The sequence below is a fragment of the Pseudomonas sp. B21-019 genome, from assembly GCF_024749225.1.
GTDB lineage: Bacteria > Pseudomonadota > Gammaproteobacteria > Pseudomonadales > Pseudomonadaceae > Aquipseudomonas.
Genome location: NZ_CP087193.1, coordinates 5,104,292 through 5,128,466, shown reverse-complemented (window position 1 = coordinate 5,128,466; position 24,175 = coordinate 5,104,292). Strand labels below are relative to the sequence as shown.

The window sequence follows — 24,175 nt, the reverse complement described above, 5'->3', positions numbered from 1 at the left end:
AGGGCCTTTTGCGTATCTGGCTCCGTGGTTGTCTGATTACACAGGTAGTCGCCCCTCGAGCACCATGCCCATGCGGCTGAGCGCTCGCGCAAGGCTGATCAGATTCGGGTAGTTGACCTGATGCACATCGGCCCAGGCGGGACGGTTGATCAGAAAGCCGCCGTCCCCGGTTCGCTCAATCATTGTCCGCGCAATCTGGTTGGTCCTGCTGCGATGAATCAACGTCCAGATTTCGTTTGATTTTTCGATGGTGAACATGCCTTGGCGAAACAGGAACCGATCGATTTCGTCGGGTGTTCGTTGAAGGATCGGTGTTGGCATTTGCAGGTTTATGTCGGCATACAAGGTGTCAAAGTCGCCACGCATTTGCGGTTGGGTTGGAGGAACATCACGTCCTACCTCTATGCCATTGTCTATTTCGATGTGCTGACTTTGGTCAGGGCTGACTTCCTCAATTCGCACTCCGATACCTCCTTCCATTTCGCTGATGCCGGCAATGCCCCTGAAGGTGTTGGTGTTTTCCTGGCCGGTCAGCACCACCCATTTTCCGGGGCCGTTGTAGGCTTCATTGGTCTGGATAACGGTGTGGGTAAGGTAGTTCTTGATAGCTTGCTCCCTGACACCGCTCAAGGGGGCGCCTTCGTATCTGTAACTGGCAAGGCAATCGGTCGCCTGGATTCGAATGCCGTACTGACGAGCAGTTTTTACGACTTCAATTGGGGTGAACTGCCCGGAAGAATTGCTTGCCAGCTGGTTCAGGTACTTTTCCAGCATGCCGTGCATCTTCCCGGTTTTAGCGAAGGCATCCAGGTCGACCTGATTAAAGTCGTTGAGCAGACGATGCATATAGATCGTCTTGACGTCTTGCTGGGCCAGCGTCTGCATGTTTTCGATGAGAAACCGCATGCTGGCAACGCGATCCTGACTTTCACCAATGACCAGGCCAGGTGAGTTATCGAATACCTTTTGAATGAGTTCCGGGACGGTCACAGATGGCGTGATGACGGGTTGCACTGGGCGTGCAGGCAATGAGGCAAAGAAGTCTCTTGGGGAGTGGAATGAGCGTGCATCCGCTATGAGTGCCGCGCGATGTTCGGCGACAAAACGTTCGTAAGTGGACACACCTTTGATACTTCCGTCGGGAAGATAAACGATTTTGATATGCGTCTCTTGCTTGCCCAACGCCAGGAAGTTCATTGACTGCCCATTGGAGGTATCGTATTTCGTCAAGGGGCTGCGAAGTTCGGGCGCAGAGTGAGTGGTCGCCTGGGAGGTTCCTGGAACGGGTTTGACGAGATCCTTCCCGCCTCCTTTCAAGCCGGCGTTTGGTGCCAACTCCCATTCACCTTCGGCATTCAGGCGTACCGGAATTGACCCCGTCGAGGCGAATGGATTTTCCGGATCGATGATAGCCCACGTGCCGCCGCCGTTAACGTCGGCTTCGTACCGCACGTAGTAAGCCTGGTCATTCATCAGGATGGCGGTAGAAGGGTTGGATTCCAGCGAGTGGATGCCCTGGAACTTGCCGCTTGTGGCGAGAGGGGCCTGACTTTCCAGAATCTCATTGCTTTGCCAGTGTTCCGGTACTTCAACAGATTGCCCGGACTCCTTCGGCAGGGGAGTGAACTCTTCAAGTTGACGAATTATCCCCTGCGAATCATCGGACGCTTGTGGGGCTTGCGCGCCGACAGGTTTATCAGGATTAGCGGAGGCCCTCAGATCCGCCATCTCAGCCGCTTCGGCCGCGTCGACCGAAGCGCCCGCTTCCTCCAATACGCTGACTTCCTTGAGCAGCGGGATGTTGAACAGGGTATTAATGCCATCGAGCACCGCGCCGATGATACCGGCCTTGCGTTCCGCCGCCGTATTGCCATTGACCGCTTTGTCGATGTTCAAGCCCATTGCCGCGATGCTGGCCCCGATCACCGGCAACGCGATGGGCCAGCCGAGTATGGCCAATGGACCGAAAACGTGCAGGCCGACAGTCAGATAACCCAGCCAAAGCTGTTTGCGCATTTGGCCATTGGACACGAGTGTCAGATCGGCCTCTTCCAGCATCGCACTTTGTACGGCCCGGCTCTGCCAGATGAACGCATCGCCGCTGATAGTGATGTTTTTCTGATTGATCAAGTGGTGATCGTATTTACCCCAGGTGCCGACCAACTGATTCATCAGCGGGGTGATGTTGTCGTGGACTTCCTTGCGTACCGACAGCGGGAAATGGGTCATGAATTCGCTGCGGGCTTGCTCTTCGTTCATTTGAAGCAGCATCCACCAGTGCATATCCGTCGGTGTCGGGTGCACGTGAAAGGCTTGCGGCGCGCCGGGAACGTAGGTGATCTGCCTACCGTTGCCGGTAACAATGCGCAAAATATCGGTGGCGACATGTCCAGCTACATCCAGGGCGCACATGGTGATACCTGTAGGGGCGGCGGATTCGGCCTGCAGCGTTGCCAAGGTGATCGGCCAGACAGGTTCACTGACGACGGCCCTGACGACAGTCTGAAAATCTTCTTCTTCCAGTTGGCCGTTTTGCCGAGCCTCGACGGCTTTGGTGAGGTAATTGCATTTGGCCAAGGTCCGGAAGTCATCGAAATGAGTGGTCCAGAAGGCATTCAGTTTGTTCAGATAGCGGTCACTGAGGCTCATCTCCCACAGGTCCGTGAGGACCTTGCTGGGGTACATCCGCACTTCATTGGTTTTGTTGAAAATGCTGGCGTTTGCATCTTCGGAGTAAAAGCCGCCATTACCATTCAGCTCGAGGGCGTCGTCTTGATCGGTAACGCGGTATCGGTGAATGACCAGCTGCGTCAAGGTCAATGACTCAATGGGTTTTGGGTAGTGTTCCCACCCCAGGAATGTCTGGTCGTTACTGACCGAGGTATTGCCAAAACGATGCCACCAGACCTGATCCGGGTCTCTGTCGGTGATGCCATGTTTTTTCAGTATTTCGCTGGCCACCGCATGGGCTTCTTCTTGCAGGCCCGGGCAGGCAGCGATGATGACGGGGGCAATCGTTTTAAGCTGTTCCTTGTCGGCAGCATTGGGTAACGCTTCAGTACTCTGATCAACAGGCATGCTCTCGCTCCTTGAGAAATGGGCTGTGAGGATTACCCATTTAGTCAAAGCAAGTGCACTACATAGTTATGCCCAAACGTGATTGATAAGAAGGTAGGGTCAGCGCCGGGCCACGTCCGAAAAGTAGAACTTGTCGAGGGTATGCCGCGATTCGGTGTATTCGAATTGACGACCGTCCTGCAGGAAGGTCTGGTTGCTGACCACAATCACATGGCTCTGGCCGTCGAGGTCCAGGTGTTGCTGGTCGTCCTTGCTGCGGGGCACCGCTTCGATGGTGCGCTGGGCGTAGGCGATTTGCAGTTGCAGGGTTTGCTCGATGAAGGCGTAGATCGAGTGCTCGGCGATGTCGCGGGACAAGCCGGGAATCACGTCGCTGACGAAATGGTTGATGTCCAGGATCACGCGTTTGCCGTCGATCCGCCGCACGCGTTTGATCCGGGTGATCAGGCTACCCTCTTCGGCCTTGATGTGTTCGAGCAGCGGGCCTTCGAGGGGAATCTGGGTGAACTCGACCACTTCGGTGCTGACGTCGTTGCCCAGTCGCGGGTAGGTTTCCTGGAAGCTGACGATGCCACCGAGTTGAAACTCGATCGGGTTGGTGGACAGCACGAAGGTGCCTTTGCCGTGGACTTTCTGGGCGAAGCCACGCTCCTGCAATTGCTCGATGGCCTTGCGCACGGTGCCGCGACTGGCCTGATAGCTGTCCATCAGTTCGGTTTCGGAAGGCAATCGGGCGCCGCGTTCCAGACGTTCGGTGGTGATGCTGGCAAGCAGATCGCTGTAGATCTGGTTGTATTTACTCATGGGGATGGCTCTGTGCCGCGTTGTGCTCAAGGTTTTGAACCTTAAGGGCAGGGTAGGGGTTTGTCCATGCGGCTTTGGGTTTCTTTGACTTCGGAGGTAGGAAATATCGCCGCCTGTCGGGTTCAGGATAAACAAAATCAAACTCGTCTGTACGAGTTGTTGCTTTAACTCGTACAGACGAGTATTTTTCGCTTCGGCGTGCTGCCAATAACAAAAAACTACAGCGGAAGAACAAGCATGAGCCATGACTATCCGAACATCGTCACCGAGCTGCTGCACAGCCTCGGTGGCAGCGACAACCTCGAGCAGGCCGCGCACTGTGTCACACGGCTGCGCCTGGCCCTCAAGGACCCGAGCCTGGTCAACAGCGCCACGCTGAACCAGATCGATCTGGTCAAGGGTTCGTTCTATACCGGCGGCCTGTTCCAGGTGGTGATCGGCCCTGGCGAAGTGGAAAAGGTCTACGCAGAGCTGCGCCGACAGACCGGTCTCGCCGTCTCGACCATCGCCGACGTCAAACAGAAAAGCGCCGACAAGATCAACGCCATGCAGCGACTGGTGCGGGTGTTTTCCGACGTGTTCATGCCGATTCTCCCGGCGCTGATCATTGCCGGCCTGCTGATGGGCATCAACAACCTGCTCGGCGCCAAGGGCATGTTCATCGAGGGCAAGACCCTGCTGGACGCCTATCCGAAGCTTGACGGGCTCTGGAGCCTGATCAACCTGATGGCCAACACGTCCTTCGTGTTCCTTCCGGCGCTGGTGGGCTGGTCGGCGGCAAAGCGCTTTGGCGGCAGCGAAATCCTCGGCATTGTGCTCGGCCTGATGCTGGTGCACCCGGATCTGCTCAACGCCTGGAACTACGGCAAAGCGGTGGCCGGGCTTGAGGGGCAGAGCTTGCCGTACTTCGACATCCTCGGTGTGTTCCAGATCGAGAAAGTCGGTTATCAGGGGCAAATCCTGCCGATCCTGCTGGCGGCCTATGTGATGAGCGTCATCGAAAAATGGTTGCGGGCGCGGGTGCCTAACGCGGTGCAATTGCTGGTGGTGCCGATCACCACCATCGTCGTCACCGGTGTGCTGGCACTGGCGGTGATTGGTCCGGTGACCCGCCATCTGGGGATTCTCATCACTGAAGGTGTGGTCACCCTGTTCGATCTGGCGCCGATGGTTGGCGGGGCGATTTTCGGCCTGCTCTACGCACCACTGGTGATCACCGGCATGCACCACATGTTTCTCGCAGTCGACCTGCAACTGATCTCCACCCAGGGCGGCACGTTCATCTGGCCGATGATCGTCATGTCCAACCTCGCCCAGGGCAGCGCGGCACTGGGAGTGTTCTACATGACCCGCAATGTGCGGGACAAAAGCATGGCCTCGACCTCGGCAATTTCCGCCTACTTCGGCATCACCGAACCGGCCATGTTCGGGGTCAACCTGCGCTACAAGTTTCCGTTCTATGCGGCCCTGACCGGCTCGGCCCTGGGCTGCATCTTCCTGTCGCTGAACAAGGTCCAGGCCTCGGCGATCGGCGTTGGCGGCTTGCCCGGTTTCATCTCGATCATCCCGCAGTTCATTCCGATGTTCGTGATCGGAATGGTGATTGCAATGGTCGTGCCGTTTGTTCTGACCTGCGGGTTGAGCATGAAGATTGTCCGGCCTGGGTATCGGGTCGCCTGATAGATCGCATTCGCCCGTACATATTCAAAAAGGAACCCGCCATGCAAGACTGGCAACGTTCGGTGATCTACCAGATCTACCCGAAGAGTTTTCACAGCCACGCCGGCAACCCCACGGGGGATTTGCTCGGCGTCGTGGCCAAGCTCGATTACCTGCACTGGCTGGGTGTCGATTGCCTGTGGATCACGCCGTTCCTGCGTTCACCCCAGCGTGACAACGGTTACGACATCAGCGATTACTACGCCATCGACCCGAGCTACGGGACCATGGCCGACTGCGAATTGCTGATCGCCGAAGCCGCCAAGCGCGGGATCAAGCTGATGCTCGACATCGTGGTCAACCACACCTCGATCGAACACACCTGGTTCCAGCAGGCCCGCAGCAGCCTCGATAGCCCTTACCGCGACTTCTATATCTGGCGCGACCAGCCGAATAACTGGGAATCCAAGTTCGGCGGCTCGGCCTGGGAGTACGAAGCCCAGACCGGCCAGTATTACCTGCACTTGTTCGATCACACGCAGGCCGACCTGAACTGGGACAACCCCAGGGTGCGCGCTGAAGTCTTCAAGATGATGCGGTTCTGGCGCGACAAAGGCGTGGGCGGTTTCCGTCTGGATGTGATCAACCTGATTTCCAAACCGGCGGATTTCCCTGAGGACAACACTGACGGTCGACGCTTTTATACCGATGGCCCGAACGTCCATGAGTACTTGCAGCAGATGCACCGCGAAGTGTTCGAAGGTCATGACCTGATCAACGTCGGCGAGATGTCGTCCACCAGTCTGGAACACTGCATTCGCTACTCGCGGCCGGAGTCGAAAGAGCTGTCGATGACCTTCAACTTTCATCACTTGAAGGTTGATTACCCGAACCTGCAAAAGTGGATTCGCGCCGATTTCGATTTCCTCGAACTCAAGCGCATCCTCTCCGACTGGCAGACCGGCATGCAGGCCGGCGGTGGCTGGAACGCGCTGTTCTGGTGTAACCACGACCAGCCGCGGGTGGTTTCGCGGTTTGGTGATGACGGCGAGCATCGGGTGGTGTCGGCGAAGATGCTCGGCACCGCGTTGCATTTCCTCCAGGGAACGCCGTTTGTGTATCAAGGTGAAGAGCTGGGCATGACCAATCCGGGGTTCGATCACATCGATCAGTACCGCGATGTCGAGACTCTGAACATCTTCCGGCTCAAGCGCGAGGCCGGTGCCAGCGACGCCGACAACATGGCGGCGATCATGCAGAAGTCCCGGGACAACAGTCGCACGCCGATGCACTGGAGCGCCGAGCCGAACGCCGGTTTCAGCGCTGTCGAACCGTGGATCGGGGTGCCGGCCAATGCCACGCAAATCAACGTCGCCCACCAACTCGACGACCCGGATTCGGTGCTGCATCACTACCGTCAGCTGATTGCCCTGCGCCGCAGTGAAGCGCTGATGTCCGATGGCGTGTACCGGCAGTTGTTGCCTGAACACACGCAAATCTGGGCGTACGTGCGTGAAGGCAATGGTGAGCGTTTGCTGGTGCTGAATAACTTTTATGGCACACCGTGCGAAGTTGAACTGCCGCCGGAGGTGATCAGCGAAGCGATGGCACAACGCCTGGTGATCAGCAATTACCCGGACTCTCCGCCACGACATCGGCAGGTCTTTTTACGGCCCTATGAGTCGTTCGTTCTGCACCTGACCAACATTTAAAAACACTGTTTCGAACAACACGCAGAACACTGCGCGGGGGAGTTTTGCGCGCCGGTTTTGCTGCATCACACAATAAAAATAATGAGGTGGTTCTTGAAAACAACAATAAATCGCAGTCTTGTAGCGGCGGGCGTGTGCCTGGCACTACCACTGTCAGCCCAGGCGCTGGAATTCGCCGGTTACTTGCGCAGCGGCGTCGGGACCTCGGTTAACAGCGGTAAACAGCAGTGTTTCCAGCTACCGGGAGCGCAGACCAAATATCGCTTGGGTAACGAATGTGAGCAGTACGCTGAACTTGAATTGCGCCAGGATCTGTACACCCTGGACGATGGTTCGGTGCTCAGCGTCGACGGCATGGCATCGCTGTATAACCAGTACGACAAGGACCTGACGTTCAACGGCGACAACGGCTCGGTGCGCATGCCGCAGCTGTATGCGCAATGGTCGAACATGCCCAGCCTCAATGGTGGTTCGCTGTGGGCCGGTCGGCGTTACTACAAACGTAACGACATCCATATTTCCGACTTCTACTACTGGAACCAGAGCGCCACCGGCGGCGGTATCGAAGACGTGCTGATCGGTGATCTGAAGTACAGCTACGCCTTCTCGCGCAAGGACAACCTGTACCAGAAGGACTACATCAACCGTCACGATTTCAACGTCGCCGGCTTCAACACCAACCCCGGCGGTGAGTTGGAGTTCGGCTTGAGCTACATCGACAAGCCCGACAGCCGCGACGCTCACCGTGGCTGGGCGATCACCACCCAGCATGTGCAGAAAGGTTTCCTGGGCGGCAAGAACAAACTGGCCTTTCAGTACGGCGAAGGCCCCGGCACGGGGTTGGGCTATACCGGTAACGTGAAGCTGGACGACAGCAGTAAAAGCTATCGCGTGGTGGAATTCTTCGACTGGCAAGTGACGCCGCGCTTCGGCGGGCAGGTCGAGGCGGTTTATCAGAAGGACATTCGCCCCGACGGCGCTGACCAGAACTGGATTTCCCTCGGAATTCGCCCGGCCTATGCGATCACCGAGCAAATCAAACTCGTGACCGAGCTGGGCCACGATCAGGTCGAGGCCACAGGCGGCACGCGCAAACTGAGCAAGTTCACCATCGCTCCGACCTGGTCACCCAAGGGCCCGGAATTCTGGGCGCGCCCCGAGGTGCGTCTGTATTACACCTATGCCAGCTGGAACGAGGCGGCCAAACGGGCGGCCAATGAACTGGCGGCAGGTTCGGCGTTATCCGACACCGGTGCCTTCGGCACGGCGCGGCATGGTTCGAACGTCGGATTGCAGGTCGAGTACTGGTGGAAATAAGCGATGCTGTCGGGGCCTCGCGCTCCATCGGCACTTCAAAGAACAAAACAGCAGGTGACGTCATGGCCACACCCCAACAATTGCAACTGCTGGCACCCTTGTCCGGCGTGCTGATGCCGCTGGACCAGGTGCCCGATCAGGTGTTTTCCAGTCGCGTGATCGGTGACGGTCTGTGCATCGACCCGACCTCGTCCACCTTGTGCGCACCGCTGGCTGGAGTGATCAGCAATGTGCAGGCCAGCGGGCATGCCGTCAGCATCACCGACGACAACGGCGTGCAGGTGTTGATGCACATTGGCCTCGACACCGTGAACCTGGCCGGCAAGGGCTTCACCCGATTGGTGGAGGAAGGTCAGCGGGTTGAGGTGGGGCAGGCGCTGATCGAGTTCGATGCCGATTACATTGCCTTGAACGCCCGCAGTTTGTTGACCTTGATGTTGGTGGTCAGCGGTGAGCCGTTCACTTGGCTGACGCCTGAAACGGGCGTAGTGGAAAGTGGTCAGTTGCTGCTGAGTTTGAGTCCGTCTGAAGTAGCGGCCGATGAGCTGGAGGAAGGCGAGGCACTGTTCTCAAAACCGCTGACGCTGCCCAATCTCAATGGCTTGCACGCCCGCCCTGCGGCGGTGTTTGCCCAGGCGGCGAAAGGTTTTTCGGCGAGTATTTGTTTGCATAAACAGCAGGACAGCGCGAACGCCAAATCCCTGGTGGCGATCATGGCGTTGCAGACCGCTCACGGCGACATCGTGCAAGTCAGCGCGGCGGGCGCGGATGCCGAAGTGGCGATCAAGACCCTGGTCGAGTTGCTGGCCGCCGGGTGCGGAGAAGCCGTGACGGTGATGGCAGAGGTTGAAACGGTTGCGGCTGATGCTTCATCGCTGAAGGTGCTGCACGGCGTCTGTGCATCGGCGGGGTCGGCGTTTGGTCAGGTGGTGCAGATCGCGCAGCAGACCCTTGAAGTCATTGAATCCGGTCGGGGCGCGCAAGTTGAGCGCGAGCACCTGTCCCAGGCGTTGGCGACGGCGGTCCTGGACCTGCAGCAGTTGCGTGACCAGGCCACGGGTGACGCCCAGGCAGATATCTTCAAGGCGCATCAGGAACTGCTAGAAGACCCTAGCCTGCTGGATCAGGCCCTGGCGCTGATCGACGCTGGCAAAAGCGCCGGTTTCGCCTGGCGGGCTGCCACAGAGTCGACGGCTACCTTGTTCAAAAAACTGGGCAATGCCTTGCTGGCCGAACGGGCAGCGGATTTGGCCGACGTTGGTCAACGGGTGCTCAAGTTGATTCTCGGCGTAGAGGATCAAGCGATGGAGTTGCCGGAAGGGGCGATTCTGATTGCCGAGCAACTGACGCCCTCCCAGACCGCTGGCCTGGACACGCGCAAGGTGCTGGGGTTCGCGACGGTCGGCGGTGGTGCCACCAGCCACGTGGCGATTCTCGCCCGGGCCTTCGGCTTGCCGGCGATCTGCGGTTTGCCGGTTCAGGTGCTGGCACTGGCCAATGGCACCCGGGTTTTGCTCGATGCCGACCAGGGCGAGTTGCAGCTGGATCCCGAGCTGGCCGCCATCGAGCAGTTGCAAGCCAATCGTCAGCGACAAAAGAAACGCCGGCAATATGAATTGGAAAATGCCGCGCTGGCTGCCTGTACCCGCGATGGTCATCACGTTGAAATCACCGCCAACATCGCTTCGCTGGCCGAAGCTGAGCAGGCCATGACACTGGGCGGCGAGGGCGTCGGTCTGTTGCGTTCGGAGTTTCTTTATCTGGATCGCAACCATGCACCGAGCCATGACGAGCAAGCGTCCACCTACAGGGCCATCGCCCGAGCATTGGGGCCTGCGCGCAATCTGGTGGTGCGGACCCTGGATGTCGGCGGCGATAAACCATTGGCCTACGTGCCGATGGACCGTGAAACCAACCCGTTCCTGGGCATGCGCGGCATTCGTTTGTGTCTGGAGCGTCCGCAGCTGTTGCGCGATCAGTTCAAGGCGATCCTGAGCAGCGCCGGGTTGGCTCGGCTGCACATCATGTTGCCGATGGTCACGCAATTGTCGGAGTTGCGGCTGGCCCGTCAGCTGCTTGAAGAGGAAGCGCTGGCAGCAGGGCTCACGGAACTGCCGAAACTGGGGATCATGATCGAAGTGCCGGCAGCGGCGCTGATGGCGGATCTGTTTGCGCCCGAGGTGGATTTCTTCTCCATTGGCACCAACGACCTGACCCAATACACCCTGGCCATGGACCGCGATCACCCGCGGCTGGCCAGTCAGGCCGACAGTTTTCATCCATCGGTGCTGCGCTTGATCGCCGGTACTGTGAAAGCCGCCCATGCCCATGGCAAATGGGTCGGTGTGTGCGGCGCCCTGGCTTCGGAACATCTGGCGGTGCCGTTGTTGCTGGGGCTTGGCGTGGATGAGTTGTCGGTGAGCGTGCCGCTGATTCCGGCGATCAAGGCGGCGGTTCGCGAAGTCGACCTGCTGGACTGTCAGGCCATCGCCCAGCAAGTGCTGGGGCTGGAAAGTGCCGGGCAGGTGCGCGAGGCATTGCGGCTGCACCACGAGGCGACGGTCGATACTTCACTGGTTCTGGAGAACTGAGCATGTTCGAGAAAATGCAGCGGGCGTTCTGGAAAGCGTTGACCCCGGATCTGGTGGTGGATGAGTCGAAAGCGGTAGCTCAAGCCGTTTCCGGGCTGGCACCGAATGTCGTGGCCGCACTGGGCGGTGCGGATAACCTCAAGTCACATCAGCCCGTGGCGCTGACCCGGATGCGGGTGGAGTTACGGGATGTGGCGCGGATGGATCGGCAGGCGTTGACGGCGGCTGGAGTGCCAGGCGTGATGATGCTGGACGGTGGAGTGGTGCATCTGCTCACCGGTTTGCAGTGATCGTTCCCACGCGTTGCCCTTACTGTTTCTCATCCGCAGGTGTATCGTATTCGCCTTTTGCAGGCACCGCGCCTGTGGCTGATACGTGAGGTAGTTGAGTTCATGTCCTTTACCCGTCGACAAATACTCGGTGGTCTGGCCGGTCTTGTGGTGGTTGGCGTGGGGGCCGGTGGCGCGTCGCGTTACTGGCTGGGCAAGATGGCCGACGCTGAGGCCGGCCACGACTATGAGCTGATCGCCGCCCCGCTGGACGTCGAACTGGTGGCCGGGCACAAGACCGAGGCCTGGGCGTTCGGCCCCTCGGCGCCGGGCACTGAGTTGCGCGTGCGTCAGGGCGAATGGCTGCGGGTGCGCTTCATCAACCACTTGCCAGTGGCGACCACCATTCACTGGCACGGCATCCGTCTGCCGCTGGAAATGGACGGCGTGCCCTACGTGTCGCAATTGCCGGTACTGCCGGGCGAATACTTCGACTACAAGTTCCGTGTGCCCGACGCCGGCAGCTATTGGTATCACCCGCACGTGAACAGCAGCGAAGAACTCGGTCGCGGGCTGGTCGGTCCGCTGATCATCGAAGAGCGCGAGCCCACCGGTTTCAAGTACGAAAAGACCTTGAGCCTCAAGAGCTGGCATGTCGATGAAGAAGGCGCTTTCGTGCCGTTCAGCATTCCTCGTGAAGCGGCCCGTGGCGGTACGGCTGGGCGCCTGTCGACCATCAATGGCATCTCGCAAGCAGTGATCGACTTGCCTGCCGGGCAGATCACCCGCGTACGCCTGCTCAACCTCGACAACACCCTGACTTATCGCCTCAACATCCCCGGCGTCGAAGCGCAGATCTACGCGCTGGACGGCAATCCCATCGAGCCACGTCCATTGGGCAAGGAATACTGGCTGGGCCCGGGCATGCGCATTTGCCTGGCAATCAAGGCTCCGCCGGCCGGCGAAGAACTGTCGCTGCGCAATGGCCCGATACGCCTGGGCACCTTCCGCTCAGTGGCCAATACCGACGCGCCGACCGAATGGCCGCCAGCGCTGCCCGCCAACCCGGTGGCCGAGCCGGACCTGGCCAATGCCGAGAAACTCAACTTCAATTTTGAATGGGTGGGCTCGGTGTCGGTCAACGTCGACAACGGCAAGCCGCCCAGCCTGTGGCAGATCAACGGCAAGGCTTGGGACATCACCGACAAGACCTGCGCCGACCGACCGATTGCCAGGCTCGAAAAGGGCAAAAGCTATATTTTCGAATTTAAAAACATGACTCAGTATCAGCACCCGGTCCATTTGCATGGCATGAGCTTCAAGGTTATTTCCTCGAACCGGCACAAGGTCATCCCGTACTTCACCGACACTTACCTGTTGGGCAAGAACGAGCGCGCGCAAGTGGCGCTGGTGGCGGATAACCCGGGCGTCTGGATGTTCCACTGCCATGTGATCGACCACATGGAAACCGGCCTGATGGCCGCCATCGAGGTGGCTTGATGCGTCAGATACGCCCCGCGGCGATTATCGACCGCAGCCGTGATCGTGATTTCATGCGCGAAGCCCTGGCCCTCGCCGCCGAAGGCGCGGCGCTGGGTGAAGTGCCGGTGGGCGCGGTGCTGGTGCAGGACGGTGAAATCATCGGGCGCGGTTTCAATTGCCCGATCAGCGGCAATGACCCCAGCGCCCACGCCGAGATGGTCGCGATCCGCGCCGCCGCCCAGGCCGCCAGCAACTATCGCCTGCCGGGCAGTACGCTATACGTGACGCTGGAGCCGTGCAGCATGTGCGCCGGGCTGATCGTGCATTCGCGGATTGCGCGGGTGGTGTATGGCGCGCTGGAGCCCAAGGCCGGAATTGTGCAGAGCCAGGGGCAGTTTTTTACCCAGGGCTTTTTGAATCACCGGGTGCTGTACGAAGGCGGGGTGTTGGCCGAGGAGTGCGGGGCAGTGTTGAGCGAATTCTTCAAGGCCCGTAGGGCCAAGCCAGCGGATTAGGCGGCGACAGGTAGGCCGCCTTGCCCGCGAAGCTTTTACTTGCGGGCAACAATCACCGCACGCATCGGCGCCGGCAGCCCTTCGATCGTTTTGCTGTGATCATCCGGATCAAGGAAGTCGCTCAACGATTGATACTTCATCCACTCCGTCCCGCGTTGTTCCTCGACCGTGGTCATGCTCACATCCACGCAACGCACATCGCTGAACCCGGCGCGACGCAACCACAGTTCCAGCGCCGGCACCGACGGTAGGAACCAGACATTGCGCATCTGCGCGTAACGGTCTTCCGGCACCAATACCTGCTGTTGATCGCCTTCGATTACCAGCGTCTCCAGCACCAATTCACCACCCTTGACCAGGCAATCCTTCAGCGCCAGCAAATGCTCGATCGGCGAACGGCGATGGTAAAACACGCCCATGGAAAACACCGTGTCGAAGCCTTCCAGATTCGGCGGCAGGTCTTCGAAAGGGAAGGGCAGGTGCCAGGCATTGGGTTCGGACAGGTAACGCTGCACCGCCTGGAACTGGCAGAAGAACAGCCAGTTGGGGTCGACGCCGATTACGCTGTCGGCCCCGGCGCCGAGCATGCGCCACATGTAATAGCCATTGCCGCAGCCGACATCGAGGATGCGTTTGCCCTTCAGGTCCAGATGTGGAGCCACCCGGGACCACTTCCAGTCCGAGCGCCATTCGGTGTCGACATGCACGCCAAACAGGTCAAACGGCCCTTTACGCCAAGGTGACAAGCCCATCAGCGCGGTGCGCATTTGCGCGCGGGTTTCATCGTCGCAATCGGTGTCCAGCTTAAGGCCGTTCAACAAGTCGACTTCGCTCGGCTGGATCTTCGGCAACGCATCCAGTGCGCTCTGCCAGCGCTCCAGGTCACCGTGACCTTTTTCCATTTTCTTGTCGAGTTGCACTTGCAGGGTGTTGGCCCATTCGGCCAGCGGCGTACCGGCCAGACGGCGGGCGAGGGGGGACAAATCAATCATGGCAAGGCAATCAACGAGGCAAAGTTAAGACACTGGAACCACGGCACGACTTTCGAGAACCCGGCGGCCAGCAGGCGTTCGCGGTGTTCTTCGAGGCTGTCGGGCTTCATGACATTTTCGATGGCGCTGCGCTTCTGGGCGATTTCCAGTTCGCTGTAGCCGTTGGCGCGTTTGAAGGCCACGTGCAGGTCAGTGAGCAACGCGTGTTCTTCGGGGTCGTTGAAGCGCAGCTTCTCCGACAAAATCAGCGCGCCACCGGGCAGCAACGATTGGCGGATGCGCGCGAGCAACGCGGTGCGCTGGTCCGGAGCGATGAATTGCAGGGTGAAGTTCAGCGCCACCACCGAGGCCGGCTGGAATTCCAGGGCGAGGATGTCGCCTTCGATCACTTCCACCGGCAGCAACTCCTGGAACATCGAGTCCTGGCCGTTGAGGTATTCGCGGCAACGCTCGACCATGGCCGCGGAATTATCCACAGCAATGACGCGGCAGCCGTCGGTACGCACGTGGCGGCGCAAGGCCTGGGTCACGGCACCCAGCGACGAGCCCAAATCGTAGAGCACGCTGTTTGGCTGAGCGAATTGCGCGGCGAGCACGCCGAGGTTTTCAACGATGGTCGGATAACCCGGCACCGAGCGCTTGATCATGTCCGGGAACACCCGCACCACGTCCTCGTTAAAGGCGAAGTCAGGCACCTGGGCCAAAGGCTGGGCGAAAAGGCGATCGGATTCTTTGCTCACGGCGGTTCCAGCGGCGTAGGTGGAAAAGGCCGGCATTTTAGCCAACTTGGCGCGGGGATGCGCGGGTTTGCTGATAAACCGCCGGACTAACCTCGGTTAACGCAGAGACATGCTGTTGTGGCGAGGGAGCTTGCTCCCGTTCGGCTGCGCAGCAGTCGTCATCCGGTAAGTGGGTTTTGTCTGGGAAGTTGGTGTCGCCTGGGTTGGGGCTGCTTCGCAGCCCAGCGGGAGCAAGCTCCCTCGCCACAGGATTCAGCGCGGTTTCTGGGTGAACGCCGACGCCGCAATCCCCCATTGCCCCAGCCAGTAACTCAGAATGATTACGTAAGGCGCGGCATGAAATGGCATCACAAACCGGTTAATGCCAATCACGCTGTCAGAACACACAAACGCCACCGCGCCCGCCGCTGCCAGCAGCGCCGAGCGTTTGGGCACATCGGTGCCGAGTCGGGCCAGGGCGCGCCAGAGCATGGCGCTGATGGCCAGACCGTAGACGATCACCGGGACCAGCAGCGGCCCCAAGCCATTGGAAATCAGAATCCCCAGCAGCACGGCACCCACGCCGAAGGCGAGGATCAGCGGCAACACAGCCAGACGCCGGCAATCGCTCAAATAAGCCTTCAGATACGCCAGATGCGCGAGCAAAAATGCTCCAAGTCCAAACACGAACAAGTCTTGCGGCCATGCCAGCAACACATCGCCGACCAAGGAGAAAATCAAACCCAGGCTGATCCAGCGCCGATACGCGCTGGGCGGTGCATCGTGCAACCAGCCGAGCAGGGCCAGCACAGGCATCGGTTTGACCAGCAGGCAGAGCAGCGCGGCATGCACGCTCAGGCCATACACAAAGGTCACCGCGCCCATCAGCGCCAGAATCAGCCAGCCCACGATCAGTTAACCGCGATGGCGCAGTCGAAGGTTTGCACCGCCGGTACTTCCGGTGCCCACGGTTGTGAGTAAGTCAGCCGCAGGCGACCAGTGCCGGTGGCGAAGGCCTGGAAACGCCAGGTCGAGACGCCGGCACTGCCGACGATCCCGGCGTCTTCCGGGTTGCTGTAAACCTCGGGGCTGAGCGCGCGCAACACACCACCGGCTGAATCCTGGATCGCCCAGCGGTAGCCCGTGGTCGGGTTGCTTGGCAGCGTCAGGATCAGGGTTTGCCCGTTGTGCAGTTTCGCCGGGCATTCGCTTTGTTTTTCCACGGTCAGGTTCTGTTTCGGTTGCGAGGCGCAAGCACTCAGCAGAGCAAGGGCGAGGGGGACAAACAGGCGAGTGGGGGACATAAGATCAGCGGCTCCGGCGTTCACGACGAACGGCGAGCATAACTGAAGATGAGACAAATTGTGACGGTCGCCCATTAGGGGTGATCGGGGCGGGAGGCGGGTAATGCCCGTCAGTCAGTGCAGTCCATGTGGGAGCGGGTTTGTGGCGAGGGGGCTTGCCCCCTCGCCACAGGCCCGCTGCCGGCGGGTTTAGAGTGTGCCGAAAACTTTCTTCGCCAAACTGGTCGCCGCTGCCGCAGGGTTCTTGCGAATGGTTTCTTCCTGTTTGCCAATCATCTCGAACAATCCGTTCAACGCCTGTTCGGTAACGTAGCTTTCGATGTTGGCATTTTTCGCATCCAGCACACCCAGCGTCGCGGCTTGCCCGGCGAACGCGTTGTATTGCTGAGCCAAACCAACCTGGTCGGTGGCTTGCTTGACGATCGGCAAGAACTTGGTGCGGATCTGTTCGCGGCTGGTTTTGCTCAGGTACTGAGTGGCCGAATCCTGGCCGCCGCTGAGAATCCCCTTGGCATCTTCCACGGTCATCTTCTTCACCGCATCCACCAGAATCGGCTGAGCCTGCGTTACCGCCGCTTCAGCCGCCTTGTTCATGCTGGTTTCCAGTTGATCGACCTGGTCGCCCATGCCGAACTGTTTCATTTTCTTGGCGACCTTACCCAGTTTTCCCGGCAGTTCGATTTTCACGTCCGGGTTGTTGCTAAAGCCGCCGGGTGTGCCCAGCTGTTTAACGGCCAGCTGCGCGCCTTGGGTCAGGGCGTCCTTGAGGCCGCCGGTGGCGTCTTGTTGCGACAGGTCACTGAGTGACAGTGCCAGGGCGTTGGCGCAAATCATCAAGCCTGCGCACAGGCCGGCGAAGCGAAGGGTAGGGCGCAACATGGCGGCTTCCTTATTCAGAAAAAAGGCTCAGAAAAAAAGTTCAGAAAAGACAGTTAACGGACGGCATCGACGCGGATTTTCAGTGGCTGCGGATCTTTGCCGTCCAGTTGCACGGCGTGATGTTCAGTGGTGATGAACATTAATTTGCCGTCCACTTCAATCCGCGCGCTGACTGAGTAACGATGACCGGGTTTGACCTGGGCCGGATCGTAGCTCAAATGAAACGGCAACGGCACCTGGCCTTTGACCGGACCTTTCTGTTCATCGAGCACCACCGCTGGCGCGTCGGCCAGGGACACGTCCTGCAGAGTGATGCTCAGGGTCGCGCTCGGTGGCAGGGCGATGCGTTGCAGGTAGAAAATTTCGCCGTCAAGGCTGACTTTGGTGGCCGGTGTCGTTGACTGGCAGGCGCTTAACAAAGTGGCAGCAGCAAGAAGAGCAATTTTTTTCATCGGAACCTCCAGGACTTGAGCATAGGAAGAAAGCCGGCGCTCAAGGAAATCTAGCGGATTTTGCCGATAGTGTCAGTGAACAAACGTAAGGGCGTATCTAACCACTGATTGAACGTCAGCAATAGACGTGAACTTGCTGGTTGTGGTGTCGGTAAAAGCTCGATAGGGCCCGGAGAGACCGAGATGCGTTGGTGATATCTGTTTTCAATCCCGCTCAGTGCGTAGCGCTTGCCGGGGACGACATCGTCTGGGTCATATTTCAAATAAAACGAAGTTGCAGTTTGTTCATCGTGAGTGACGCGTACCAGCTCAACTTCAGGGTTCCCGGTTTCATGCAGGCTGACGGTCACCGCTTGCTCTGCGGCTACGGCCTTCGGTTCTTGTGCTTCAACATACAAATACCCGATCGGACTCAAGTGCAGGGTCTGGTGATAGGGCGCGTGATTGACGATCACGAAGTAATCCTGTTCCAGCAGCAACGGTTGTTGGTTATGGAACATCTGTATGTTGATCCGGTACTTGACGCTGATATCCAGGTAGTGGTGCGCAAATGAAAAACTGAACTGGCCATCGGTAATCGAAGGGTATCGCCAGTTTTTGACTTTTATCGGTTGATTGGCATTGGCGACCTGGATGTCGATAATTGTTTCACTGTCGCCGTCGAGGGGGGCAATAAAGTCAGGTGGCAAACTGAAAGTCAGAGTGATGTTTGGGGTTTCTTCGTTCAATAGACTCATCTCGATATCCTTATCGCGATTATTTAAAGGGAGTCTATTAATTCACGAATCAACTAACCGGAAAACATCTGCGCGTTCCGGTTAGTTGTCAGCAAGTTTCAAGCGTCAGGCACGACCGCCGTTTCTGCCGCATCCTCACTGCGATGTAGCGCCACCTGACGGATCGACAAACGAATCTCCGCCGGCAATACCCGTTTGGCCGCGCCTTCGGCCAGTTCACCCAGCAGTTCGTGGTAGCTCAGCTTGCCGGCTTCGTCGCGGCGCAGCACGTCGAGATCGAGCATCGTCTGGATAAAGTGACGGAACAGGCTCTTGTCGAAAAACTCCGGGGCGTTCAGGCCGTGGAGGATCGACAGGCGCTGGGCCATGACCGTGCAGAGGTCTTCGAGTTCTTCGGCGCTGATGCTGTTCTGGCCGCTGTTGAGCAGCAGGGAAACGGTCATGTAGAAGCGCTGCAAGGTCTGGGCGATGCTTTTCGACAGCAGCGTCAGCAACACGAAATGTCGCGAACTTGGCGCCGGACGCAGGTACACGTCCTTCTCGAAACGCAGCAGGCCTTGCTCGACGAAGGCTTCGAGCCACTGATCAATCACGCCATCGAGTTCGTCCAGCGTCCAGCGAATGAACAGCTCCGATTGCAAGTACGGATACAGTGCGCGTGTGTAGCGCAGGATTTGCTCGCGGCTCATGCGCGACGCGCTCTGGAAGAAACTCGCCAGCAGCGACGGCAACGCGAATATGTGCAACACGTTGTTGCGGTAGTAGGTCATCAGGACGGCGTTTTGTTCGTCCAGGTACAGAATCTTGCCCAGCGCATCGTTCTGCTCGGACAGCAGGTCCATGTCTTTCACATGCTCGATCAGCGCGCGACCGTCACCGTCCGGCAGGGTGGTGTGCGGCGAATAAGGGACCTTGCGCAACAGCGCCAGATACAAATCGAGCACCCGCGCCATGGCGCGATCGTCCAGCGCCAGGCGGCTGGTGGACAGCAGCGCCAGGGCTACCAGATTCACCGGGTTGATCGCCGCCGCTTCGTTCAGATGCTGCGCGACTTTCTCGCCGAGGCGGTTGGTGGTTTCGTTGAGCCAGGCCGGTTTGAATTGCGGGCCGTGTGCCTGTTGGCGCCAGTCTGGCTGTTCGCTGTCGAGGAACTCCGCCAGTTTGATCGGCTCACCGAAGTTCACCGCGACCTGACCGAAGCGCTGTTTGAGCGCGCCGATGACTTTGAAGATGTCGAAGATCGATTCTTTCTTCTTGCTCGCGCCACGTAATTCGCCGAGGTAGGTGCGGCCTTCCAGCACGCGCTCGTAACCGATGTACACCGGCACGAACACGATCGGCATGCGCGACGAGCGCAGGAAGCTGCGCAGCGTGATCGCGAGCATCCCGGTTTTCGGTTGCAGCATGCGCCCGGTGCGCGAACGGCCGCCTTCGACGAAGTACTCGACCGGGAAGCCTTTGGTGAACAGGGTGTGCAGGTATTCGTTGAACACCGAGGTATAGAGCGGGTTGCCCTTGAAGGTGCGGCGCATGAAGAACGCACCGCCACGGCGTAGCAGGCCGCCGATCCCCGGCATGTTGAGGTTGATCCCGGCGGCGATGTGCGGCGGGGTCAGGCCGTTGCGGAACAGCAGATAGGACAGCAACAGGTAGTCGATGTGGCTGCGGTGGCAGGGTACGTAGATCACTTCGTAACCCGGGGCGACCTTTTGCACGCCTTCGATGTTGTTGACCTTGATCCCGTCGTAGATCTTGTTCCAGAACCAGCTCAGCACCACTTCCATGAAGCGGATCGCGGTGTAGGTGTAGTCGGAGGCGATTTCGTTTCCGTAGCGCAAGGCCTGGGCCTTGGCTTTTTCCGGGGAGATGTTTTCGCGCTCGGCTTCGTCGAGGATCGCTTGCTTGACCAGCGGCTGGTTGAGCAGGCCTTTGACCAGGTTGCGCCGGTGGGAAATGTCCGGGCCGATCACCGCCGCTTTGAGGTTGCGAAAGTGCACCCGCAGAATCCGCTGGGCCATGCGCACAGTGCGTTCGTGGCCCTTGTTGTGTTCGATCAGTTCGCGCAGGTGGATCGGCGCGGAGAACTGCACGCGGGTCTTGCGCCCCAGTACGATGATGCTCAGCAACCGGCGCAACCGCCCGGTGACCGCCCAGCTGTCGGCGAACAGCAGCTTCCATGGGCTGTTTTCGCTGTCTGGCGACTGGCCCCAGAACACGCTGACCGGAATGATCTGCGCGTCTTCGGCGGCGTTCTGGCTCAGGGCGCTGACCAGACGGGTCAGGGTTGGCGGCGCACCGCGTTTGTCCTGACGACCAAGCCAGTCGGGATCCGGTGTCAGGTAAAAGAACGCGGCGGGCTCCACCAGCGCACCCACTGATACAGGCAATACCGGACGGGGCAGGCCGGCCTTGCTGCATTCGGTATCGACCACGGCAAGGTCGGTCAGCGAAGGATTTTGCAGGACGTAGAACACCGGCCGGCTGCGGTCGAGGTTAAGGGTGAACGACGACTGGTTGATCGTCTCCGAGCGAACCCAGAGGTACAGCAGTCGGCGCAGGGTGCCAAACACAAGACGGCGGAACGGGGAACGGGTCATACGGCTTCTGCGTGAGTGAATAAAACCGAGCGTTTGCTCGGGCGGTCGATAGTGTGCCGGATTCATCGAAAATCGGCAAAAAAGCGGCGAAGTAAACTCCAGTTGAGAGTTTTTGCGTCTGTCATATACTCGGCGAGCCCGCACTGGCCAGACAGTGGCACCTACTCAGTGCAAGCGATGTTCCCGAGGCTTTCCTGCGAAAAGCCCGATCAATAATAAAAAAGGAGTATGAACAGATGGCAACACGCGAAACCGGCAACGTGAAGTGGTTCAACGACGCCAAGGGTTATGGCTTCATTCAGCGCCAGGACGGGGTGGACGTGTTCGTGCACTACCGCGCGATCCGTGGCGAAGGGCATCGCTCGCTGACTGAAGGTCAGCAGGTTGAATATGCGGTGGTGGAAGGGCAGAAGGGCTTGCAGGCTGAGGATGTTGTAGGTCTGTAAAGCTTAAGGTCAAAAGATCGCAGCCTTCGGCAGCTCCTACGCGCCTGTGGGCGCCGCCGAAGGCTGCGATCTTTTTCGTTTTACGCGGTTTTCCAGGTGATCTCTTCTTCACCATCGACGCTGATGCGAATCCAGCGATCTGCCGTTTCCTCACCTTCTTCCTCGACCCAGCTACCCGGCGCGCAACGCACTTCGACGTTCAGTGCGGCAAATGCGGCGCGGGCGCAAGCGATGTCGTCTTCCCATGGGGTCTGGTCGCTTTCCAGGTACAGGCTGTTCCATTTTCCTACGGCTTTGGGCAGCCAGGTCACTGGCACGCTACCAGCCTTGCACTTGTAGGTCTGGCCTTTCTGAACCCAGTCGGTGCACGGGCCTAAAGCCGCGCCGAGCCAGGCCGCGATGGCTTTGTGATCGACGTCGGCGTCTTTCAGGTAAATCTCGATGTCCGGTTGGCGCATGGATGTCCTCGCTGCGGGTCTGAAAAATCCATTCGCGGATTTAGCCGGTCTTGGGCCGTTGCTCAAGACCAAAAATTAAAGTTGTTCTCTAACTACTGCTGCAGAACGAAATAATCGTAGCGCATCGAAACGGTGACCTCGAACGGTTCCACTTGTTCGATGACCGCTGCCCGGCGTTCGGCACTGGCGCGCCAGCCGTGAGGTGTCATCGCCAAGAGATTCGCGCGATCCTGACCATTGACCAGCATCAGTTTGAACTCCAGGGTTTCGCTGTGTTGCAACGCCATGCCTTCCGGCACCAACGCCAGGTGCTTGTCGTCGGTGTACTCGCGCACTTCATCGTACAGCCGCTCACGCAGTTCCATCAGATGGCCGCTGGTCGGCCCGACTTTCATCAAGCCGCCACCGGGGCTGAGCAGACGTTTGGCTTCTTCCCAGTCCAGCGGGCTGAACACGCTGGCCAGAAACTGGCAGCTGCCCGAGGCCAATGGCACCCGCGCCATGCTGGCGATCAACCAGGTCAGCGCAGGGTTGCGTTTGCAGGCGCGTTTGACGGCCTCCCGGGAAATGTCCAGGGCATAGCCATCGGCGTTGGGCAAGGCTTCGGCGATTTGCGCGGTGTAATAACCCTCGCCACAGCCGATGTCCAGCCAGCGCTGGGGTGCATAACCGGCCGCCAGTTCCGCCAGACGCTTGGCCACCGGCGCGTAATGGCCGGCGTTCAGAAAGTCGCGACGGGCTTCGACCATCGCCTGGTTATCCCCAGGGTCACGGCTGTTCTTGTGTTGCACCGGCAGCAGGTTCAGGTAGCCCTGGCGCGCACGGTCGAAACGGTGCCCGGCGGGGCAGGCCACGCCGTTGTCCACCGCGTTCAGCGGTTCGCTGCAGATCGGGCAGGCGAGCATCAGGCGAGCAACTTGATCAGGGTTTGGTAGTAGATTTCGGTCAGCACGTCGAGGTCGGCCGCCAGTACACGCTCGTTGACCTGGTGGATCGTCGCGTTGACCGGGCCCAGTTCGACCACTTGGGTGCCCATGGTCGCGATGAAGCGCCCATCTGAAGTGCCGCCGCTGGTGGAGGCTTTGGTGTCACGACCGGTGATGTCCTTGATGCTCGCCGACACCGCGTCGAGCAGCGCGCCTGGCTCGGTCAGGAACGGCAGGCCGGACAGCGCCCAGTCGATGTGCCAGTCCAGGCCATGCTTGTCGAGAATGTCGGCGACGCGCTTTTGCAGGCCTTCGACGGTGGACTCGGTGGAGAAGCGGAAGTTGAACACCGCCACCAGATCACCCGGAATCACGTTGGTCGCGCCCGTGCCGGAATTGACGTTGGATATCTGGAAACTGGTAGGCGGGAAGAAATCGTTGCCGTGGTCCCAGTGCTCGGCGGCAAGTTCGGCCAGGGCCGGGGCGGCGAGGTGGATCGGGTTCTTCGCCAAGTGCGGATACGCCACGTGGCCCTGCACACCGCGCACGGTCAATTTGGCGCCGAGGGAACCGCGACGGCCGTTCTTGACCACGTCACCCACCAGGGTGGTGCTCGACGGCTCGCCGACGATGCACCAGTCCAGACGCTCCTTGCGGGCGGCAAGGCGCTCGACTACGGCCTTGGTGCCGTGATGGGCCGGGCCTTCTTCGTCACTGGTGATCAGGAACGCGACCTTGCCCTTGTGATCCGGATAGTCGGCGACGAAACGCTCGGCCGCCACGGTCATGGACGCAAGGCTGCCTTTCATGTCCGCCGCGCCACGGCCGCAGAGCATGCCGTGTTCGTCGATCACCGCGTTGAACGGATCGATCTGCCAGGCGGCCACCGGACCTGTCGGCACCACGTCGGTGTGACCGGCGAAGCACAGCACCGGGCCGTCGTGTTTGCCGTGGGTCGCCCAGAAGTTATCCACATCTTCGATGCGCATCGGTTCCAGCATAAAACCGGCATCGCCCAGGCGCTGCATCATCTGCTTCTGGCAATCGGCGTCGATCGGCGTCACGGATGGACGGCGGATCAGGTCGATGGCGAGTTGAAGGGTCGGCGAAAGGTCGGCGTGGGCCGTCATGTAAGAACTCCGAGGTGCGCACGGTAAACATGTAGGGGCTGCCGAAGCAGCTCCTACCGAGTTTGTTGGCATTGAAAAAGGCGATCATTCTAAAGCAAAACGGCGGCC

The 24,175-nt window shown here is 59.4% G+C and carries 21 protein-coding genes; 8 read left to right on the top strand and 13 right to left on the bottom strand.

Features of this window, described 5'->3' with window-relative positions:
- Positions 1-36: 36 nt before the first annotated feature.
- Complete coding sequence (locus tag LOY36_RS22935; RefSeq protein WP_258671073.1) at positions 37-3,078, bottom strand: membrane-targeted effector domain-containing toxin; 3,042 nt, start codon at positions 3,076-3,078, stop codon at positions 37-39.
- Between the two features lie 99 nt (positions 3,079-3,177).
- The gene (gene treR, locus LOY36_RS22930; RefSeq protein ID WP_019647781.1) at positions 3,178-3,882 is read right to left on the bottom strand and encodes a trehalose operon repressor; all 705 of its coding nucleotides are present in this window, start codon (positions 3,880-3,882) and stop codon (positions 3,178-3,180) included.
- Between the two features lie 237 nt (positions 3,883-4,119).
- On the opposite strand from treR, the gene treP reads away from it, so the two are divergent.
- The 7 genes from treP to tadA all read left to right on the top strand — a co-directional run bounded on the left by treP (position 4,120) and on the right by tadA (position 13,427).
- A complete protein-coding gene (gene treP / locus LOY36_RS22925; RefSeq protein ID WP_258671072.1) occupies positions 4,120-5,562 on the top strand; it encodes a PTS system trehalose-specific EIIBC component in 1,443 nt (480 codons plus the stop codon).
- A gap of 41 nt (positions 5,563-5,603) precedes the next feature.
- Positions 5,604-7,253, top strand: coding sequence for an alpha,alpha-phosphotrehalase (gene treC / locus LOY36_RS22920; protein ID WP_258671071.1), 1,650 nt, complete (start codon positions 5,604-5,606; stop codon positions 7,251-7,253).
- Between the two features lie 93 nt (positions 7,254-7,346).
- Positions 7,347-8,570 (top strand): carbohydrate porin, encoded by a 1,224-nt coding sequence (locus LOY36_RS22915; RefSeq protein ID WP_086944751.1) that lies wholly within the window; start codon positions 7,347-7,349, stop codon positions 8,568-8,570.
- A gap of 62 nt (positions 8,571-8,632) precedes the next feature.
- The gene (ptsP, locus tag LOY36_RS22910) at positions 8,633-11,161 is read left to right on the top strand and encodes a phosphoenolpyruvate--protein phosphotransferase (protein ID WP_258671070.1); all 2,529 of its coding nucleotides are present in this window, start codon (positions 8,633-8,635) and stop codon (positions 11,159-11,161) included.
- Positions 11,162-11,163: 2 nt separating this feature from the next.
- Positions 11,164-11,451 carry a PTS transporter subunit EIIB gene (locus LOY36_RS22905; RefSeq protein ID WP_064620087.1) on the top strand — a complete coding sequence of 96 codons (288 nt, stop codon included), beginning with the start codon at positions 11,164-11,166 and terminating at the stop codon, positions 11,449-11,451.
- Positions 11,452-11,553: 102 nt separating this feature from the next.
- Positions 11,554-12,930 carry a multicopper oxidase family protein gene (locus LOY36_RS22900; protein WP_258671069.1) on the top strand — a complete coding sequence of 459 codons (1,377 nt, stop codon included), beginning with the start codon at positions 11,554-11,556 and terminating at the stop codon, positions 12,928-12,930.
- Entirely contained in the window at positions 12,930-13,427 is a 498-nt protein-coding gene (gene tadA / locus LOY36_RS22895; protein WP_018927040.1) for a tRNA adenosine(34) deaminase TadA, read from the top strand. The genes LOY36_RS22900 and tadA overlap by 1 nt, the downstream gene beginning before the upstream one ends.
- Positions 13,428-13,462: 35 nt before the next feature.
- On the opposite strand, the gene cmoB is transcribed toward tadA, so the two are convergent.
- The 8 genes from cmoB to plsB form a co-directional block, all read right to left on the bottom strand.
- A complete protein-coding gene (cmoB, locus tag LOY36_RS22890; RefSeq protein ID WP_007940467.1) occupies positions 13,463-14,419 on the bottom strand; it encodes a tRNA 5-methoxyuridine(34)/uridine 5-oxyacetic acid(34) synthase CmoB in 957 nt (318 codons plus the stop codon).
- Positions 14,416-15,195: a carboxy-S-adenosyl-L-methionine synthase CmoA gene (cmoA, locus tag LOY36_RS22885; protein WP_019647788.1), complete on the bottom strand. Its 780-nt coding sequence runs from the start codon at positions 15,193-15,195 to the stop codon at positions 14,416-14,418. The genes cmoB and cmoA overlap by 4 nt, the downstream gene beginning before the upstream one ends.
- A 216-nt stretch (positions 15,196-15,411) precedes the next feature.
- Positions 15,412-16,047 (bottom strand): lysoplasmalogenase, encoded by a 636-nt coding sequence (locus LOY36_RS22880; RefSeq protein ID WP_258671068.1) that lies wholly within the window; start codon positions 16,045-16,047, stop codon positions 15,412-15,414.
- 2 nt (positions 16,048-16,049) lie between these two features.
- Positions 16,050-16,442: a protease inhibitor I42 family protein gene (locus LOY36_RS22875; protein ID WP_018927036.1), complete on the bottom strand. Its 393-nt coding sequence runs from the start codon at positions 16,440-16,442 to the stop codon at positions 16,050-16,052.
- Between the two features lie 189 nt (positions 16,443-16,631).
- Positions 16,632-17,321, bottom strand: coding sequence for a DUF4197 domain-containing protein (locus tag LOY36_RS22870; RefSeq protein ID WP_007940472.1), 690 nt, complete (start codon positions 17,319-17,321; stop codon positions 16,632-16,634).
- Positions 17,322-17,374: 53 nt separating this feature from the next.
- Complete coding sequence (locus LOY36_RS22865) at positions 17,375-17,773, bottom strand: YbaY family lipoprotein (RefSeq protein ID WP_019647791.1); 399 nt, start codon at positions 17,771-17,773, stop codon at positions 17,375-17,377.
- A 50-nt stretch (positions 17,774-17,823) separates the two neighbouring features.
- On the bottom strand, positions 17,824-18,510 hold the full coding sequence (locus tag LOY36_RS22860) for a hypothetical protein (RefSeq protein ID WP_258671067.1): 687 nt from the start codon (positions 18,508-18,510) through the stop codon (positions 17,824-17,826).
- Between the two features lie 98 nt (positions 18,511-18,608).
- Positions 18,609-21,107 (bottom strand): glycerol-3-phosphate 1-O-acyltransferase PlsB, encoded by a 2,499-nt coding sequence (plsB, locus tag LOY36_RS22855; RefSeq protein ID WP_258671066.1) that lies wholly within the window; start codon positions 21,105-21,107, stop codon positions 18,609-18,611.
- Between the two features lie 236 nt (positions 21,108-21,343).
- Here plsB and LOY36_RS22850 point away from each other — a divergent pair, with 236 nt between their 5' ends.
- Positions 21,344-21,553, top strand: a complete 210-nt coding sequence (locus tag LOY36_RS22850; RefSeq protein WP_007940478.1) for a cold shock domain-containing protein — start codon at positions 21,344-21,346, stop codon at positions 21,551-21,553.
- 80 nt (positions 21,554-21,633) lie between these two features.
- Here the strand turns inward: LOY36_RS22850 and LOY36_RS22845 are convergent, their stop codons facing one another.
- From LOY36_RS22845 to dapE, 3 genes are all read right to left on the bottom strand, one after another.
- Complete coding sequence (locus LOY36_RS22845) at positions 21,634-22,011, bottom strand: hypothetical protein (RefSeq protein ID WP_018927031.1); 378 nt, start codon at positions 22,009-22,011, stop codon at positions 21,634-21,636.
- Positions 22,012-22,103: 92 nt separating this feature from the next.
- On the bottom strand, positions 22,104-22,916 hold the full coding sequence (locus LOY36_RS22840) for a putative RNA methyltransferase (protein ID WP_258671065.1): 813 nt from the start codon (positions 22,914-22,916) through the stop codon (positions 22,104-22,106).
- Entirely contained in the window at positions 22,916-24,067 is a 1,152-nt protein-coding gene (gene dapE / locus LOY36_RS22835) for a succinyl-diaminopimelate desuccinylase (RefSeq protein ID WP_019647796.1), read from the bottom strand. Before dapE ends, LOY36_RS22840 begins: the two co-directional genes overlap by 1 nt.
- Positions 24,068-24,175: the final 108 nt, after the last annotated feature.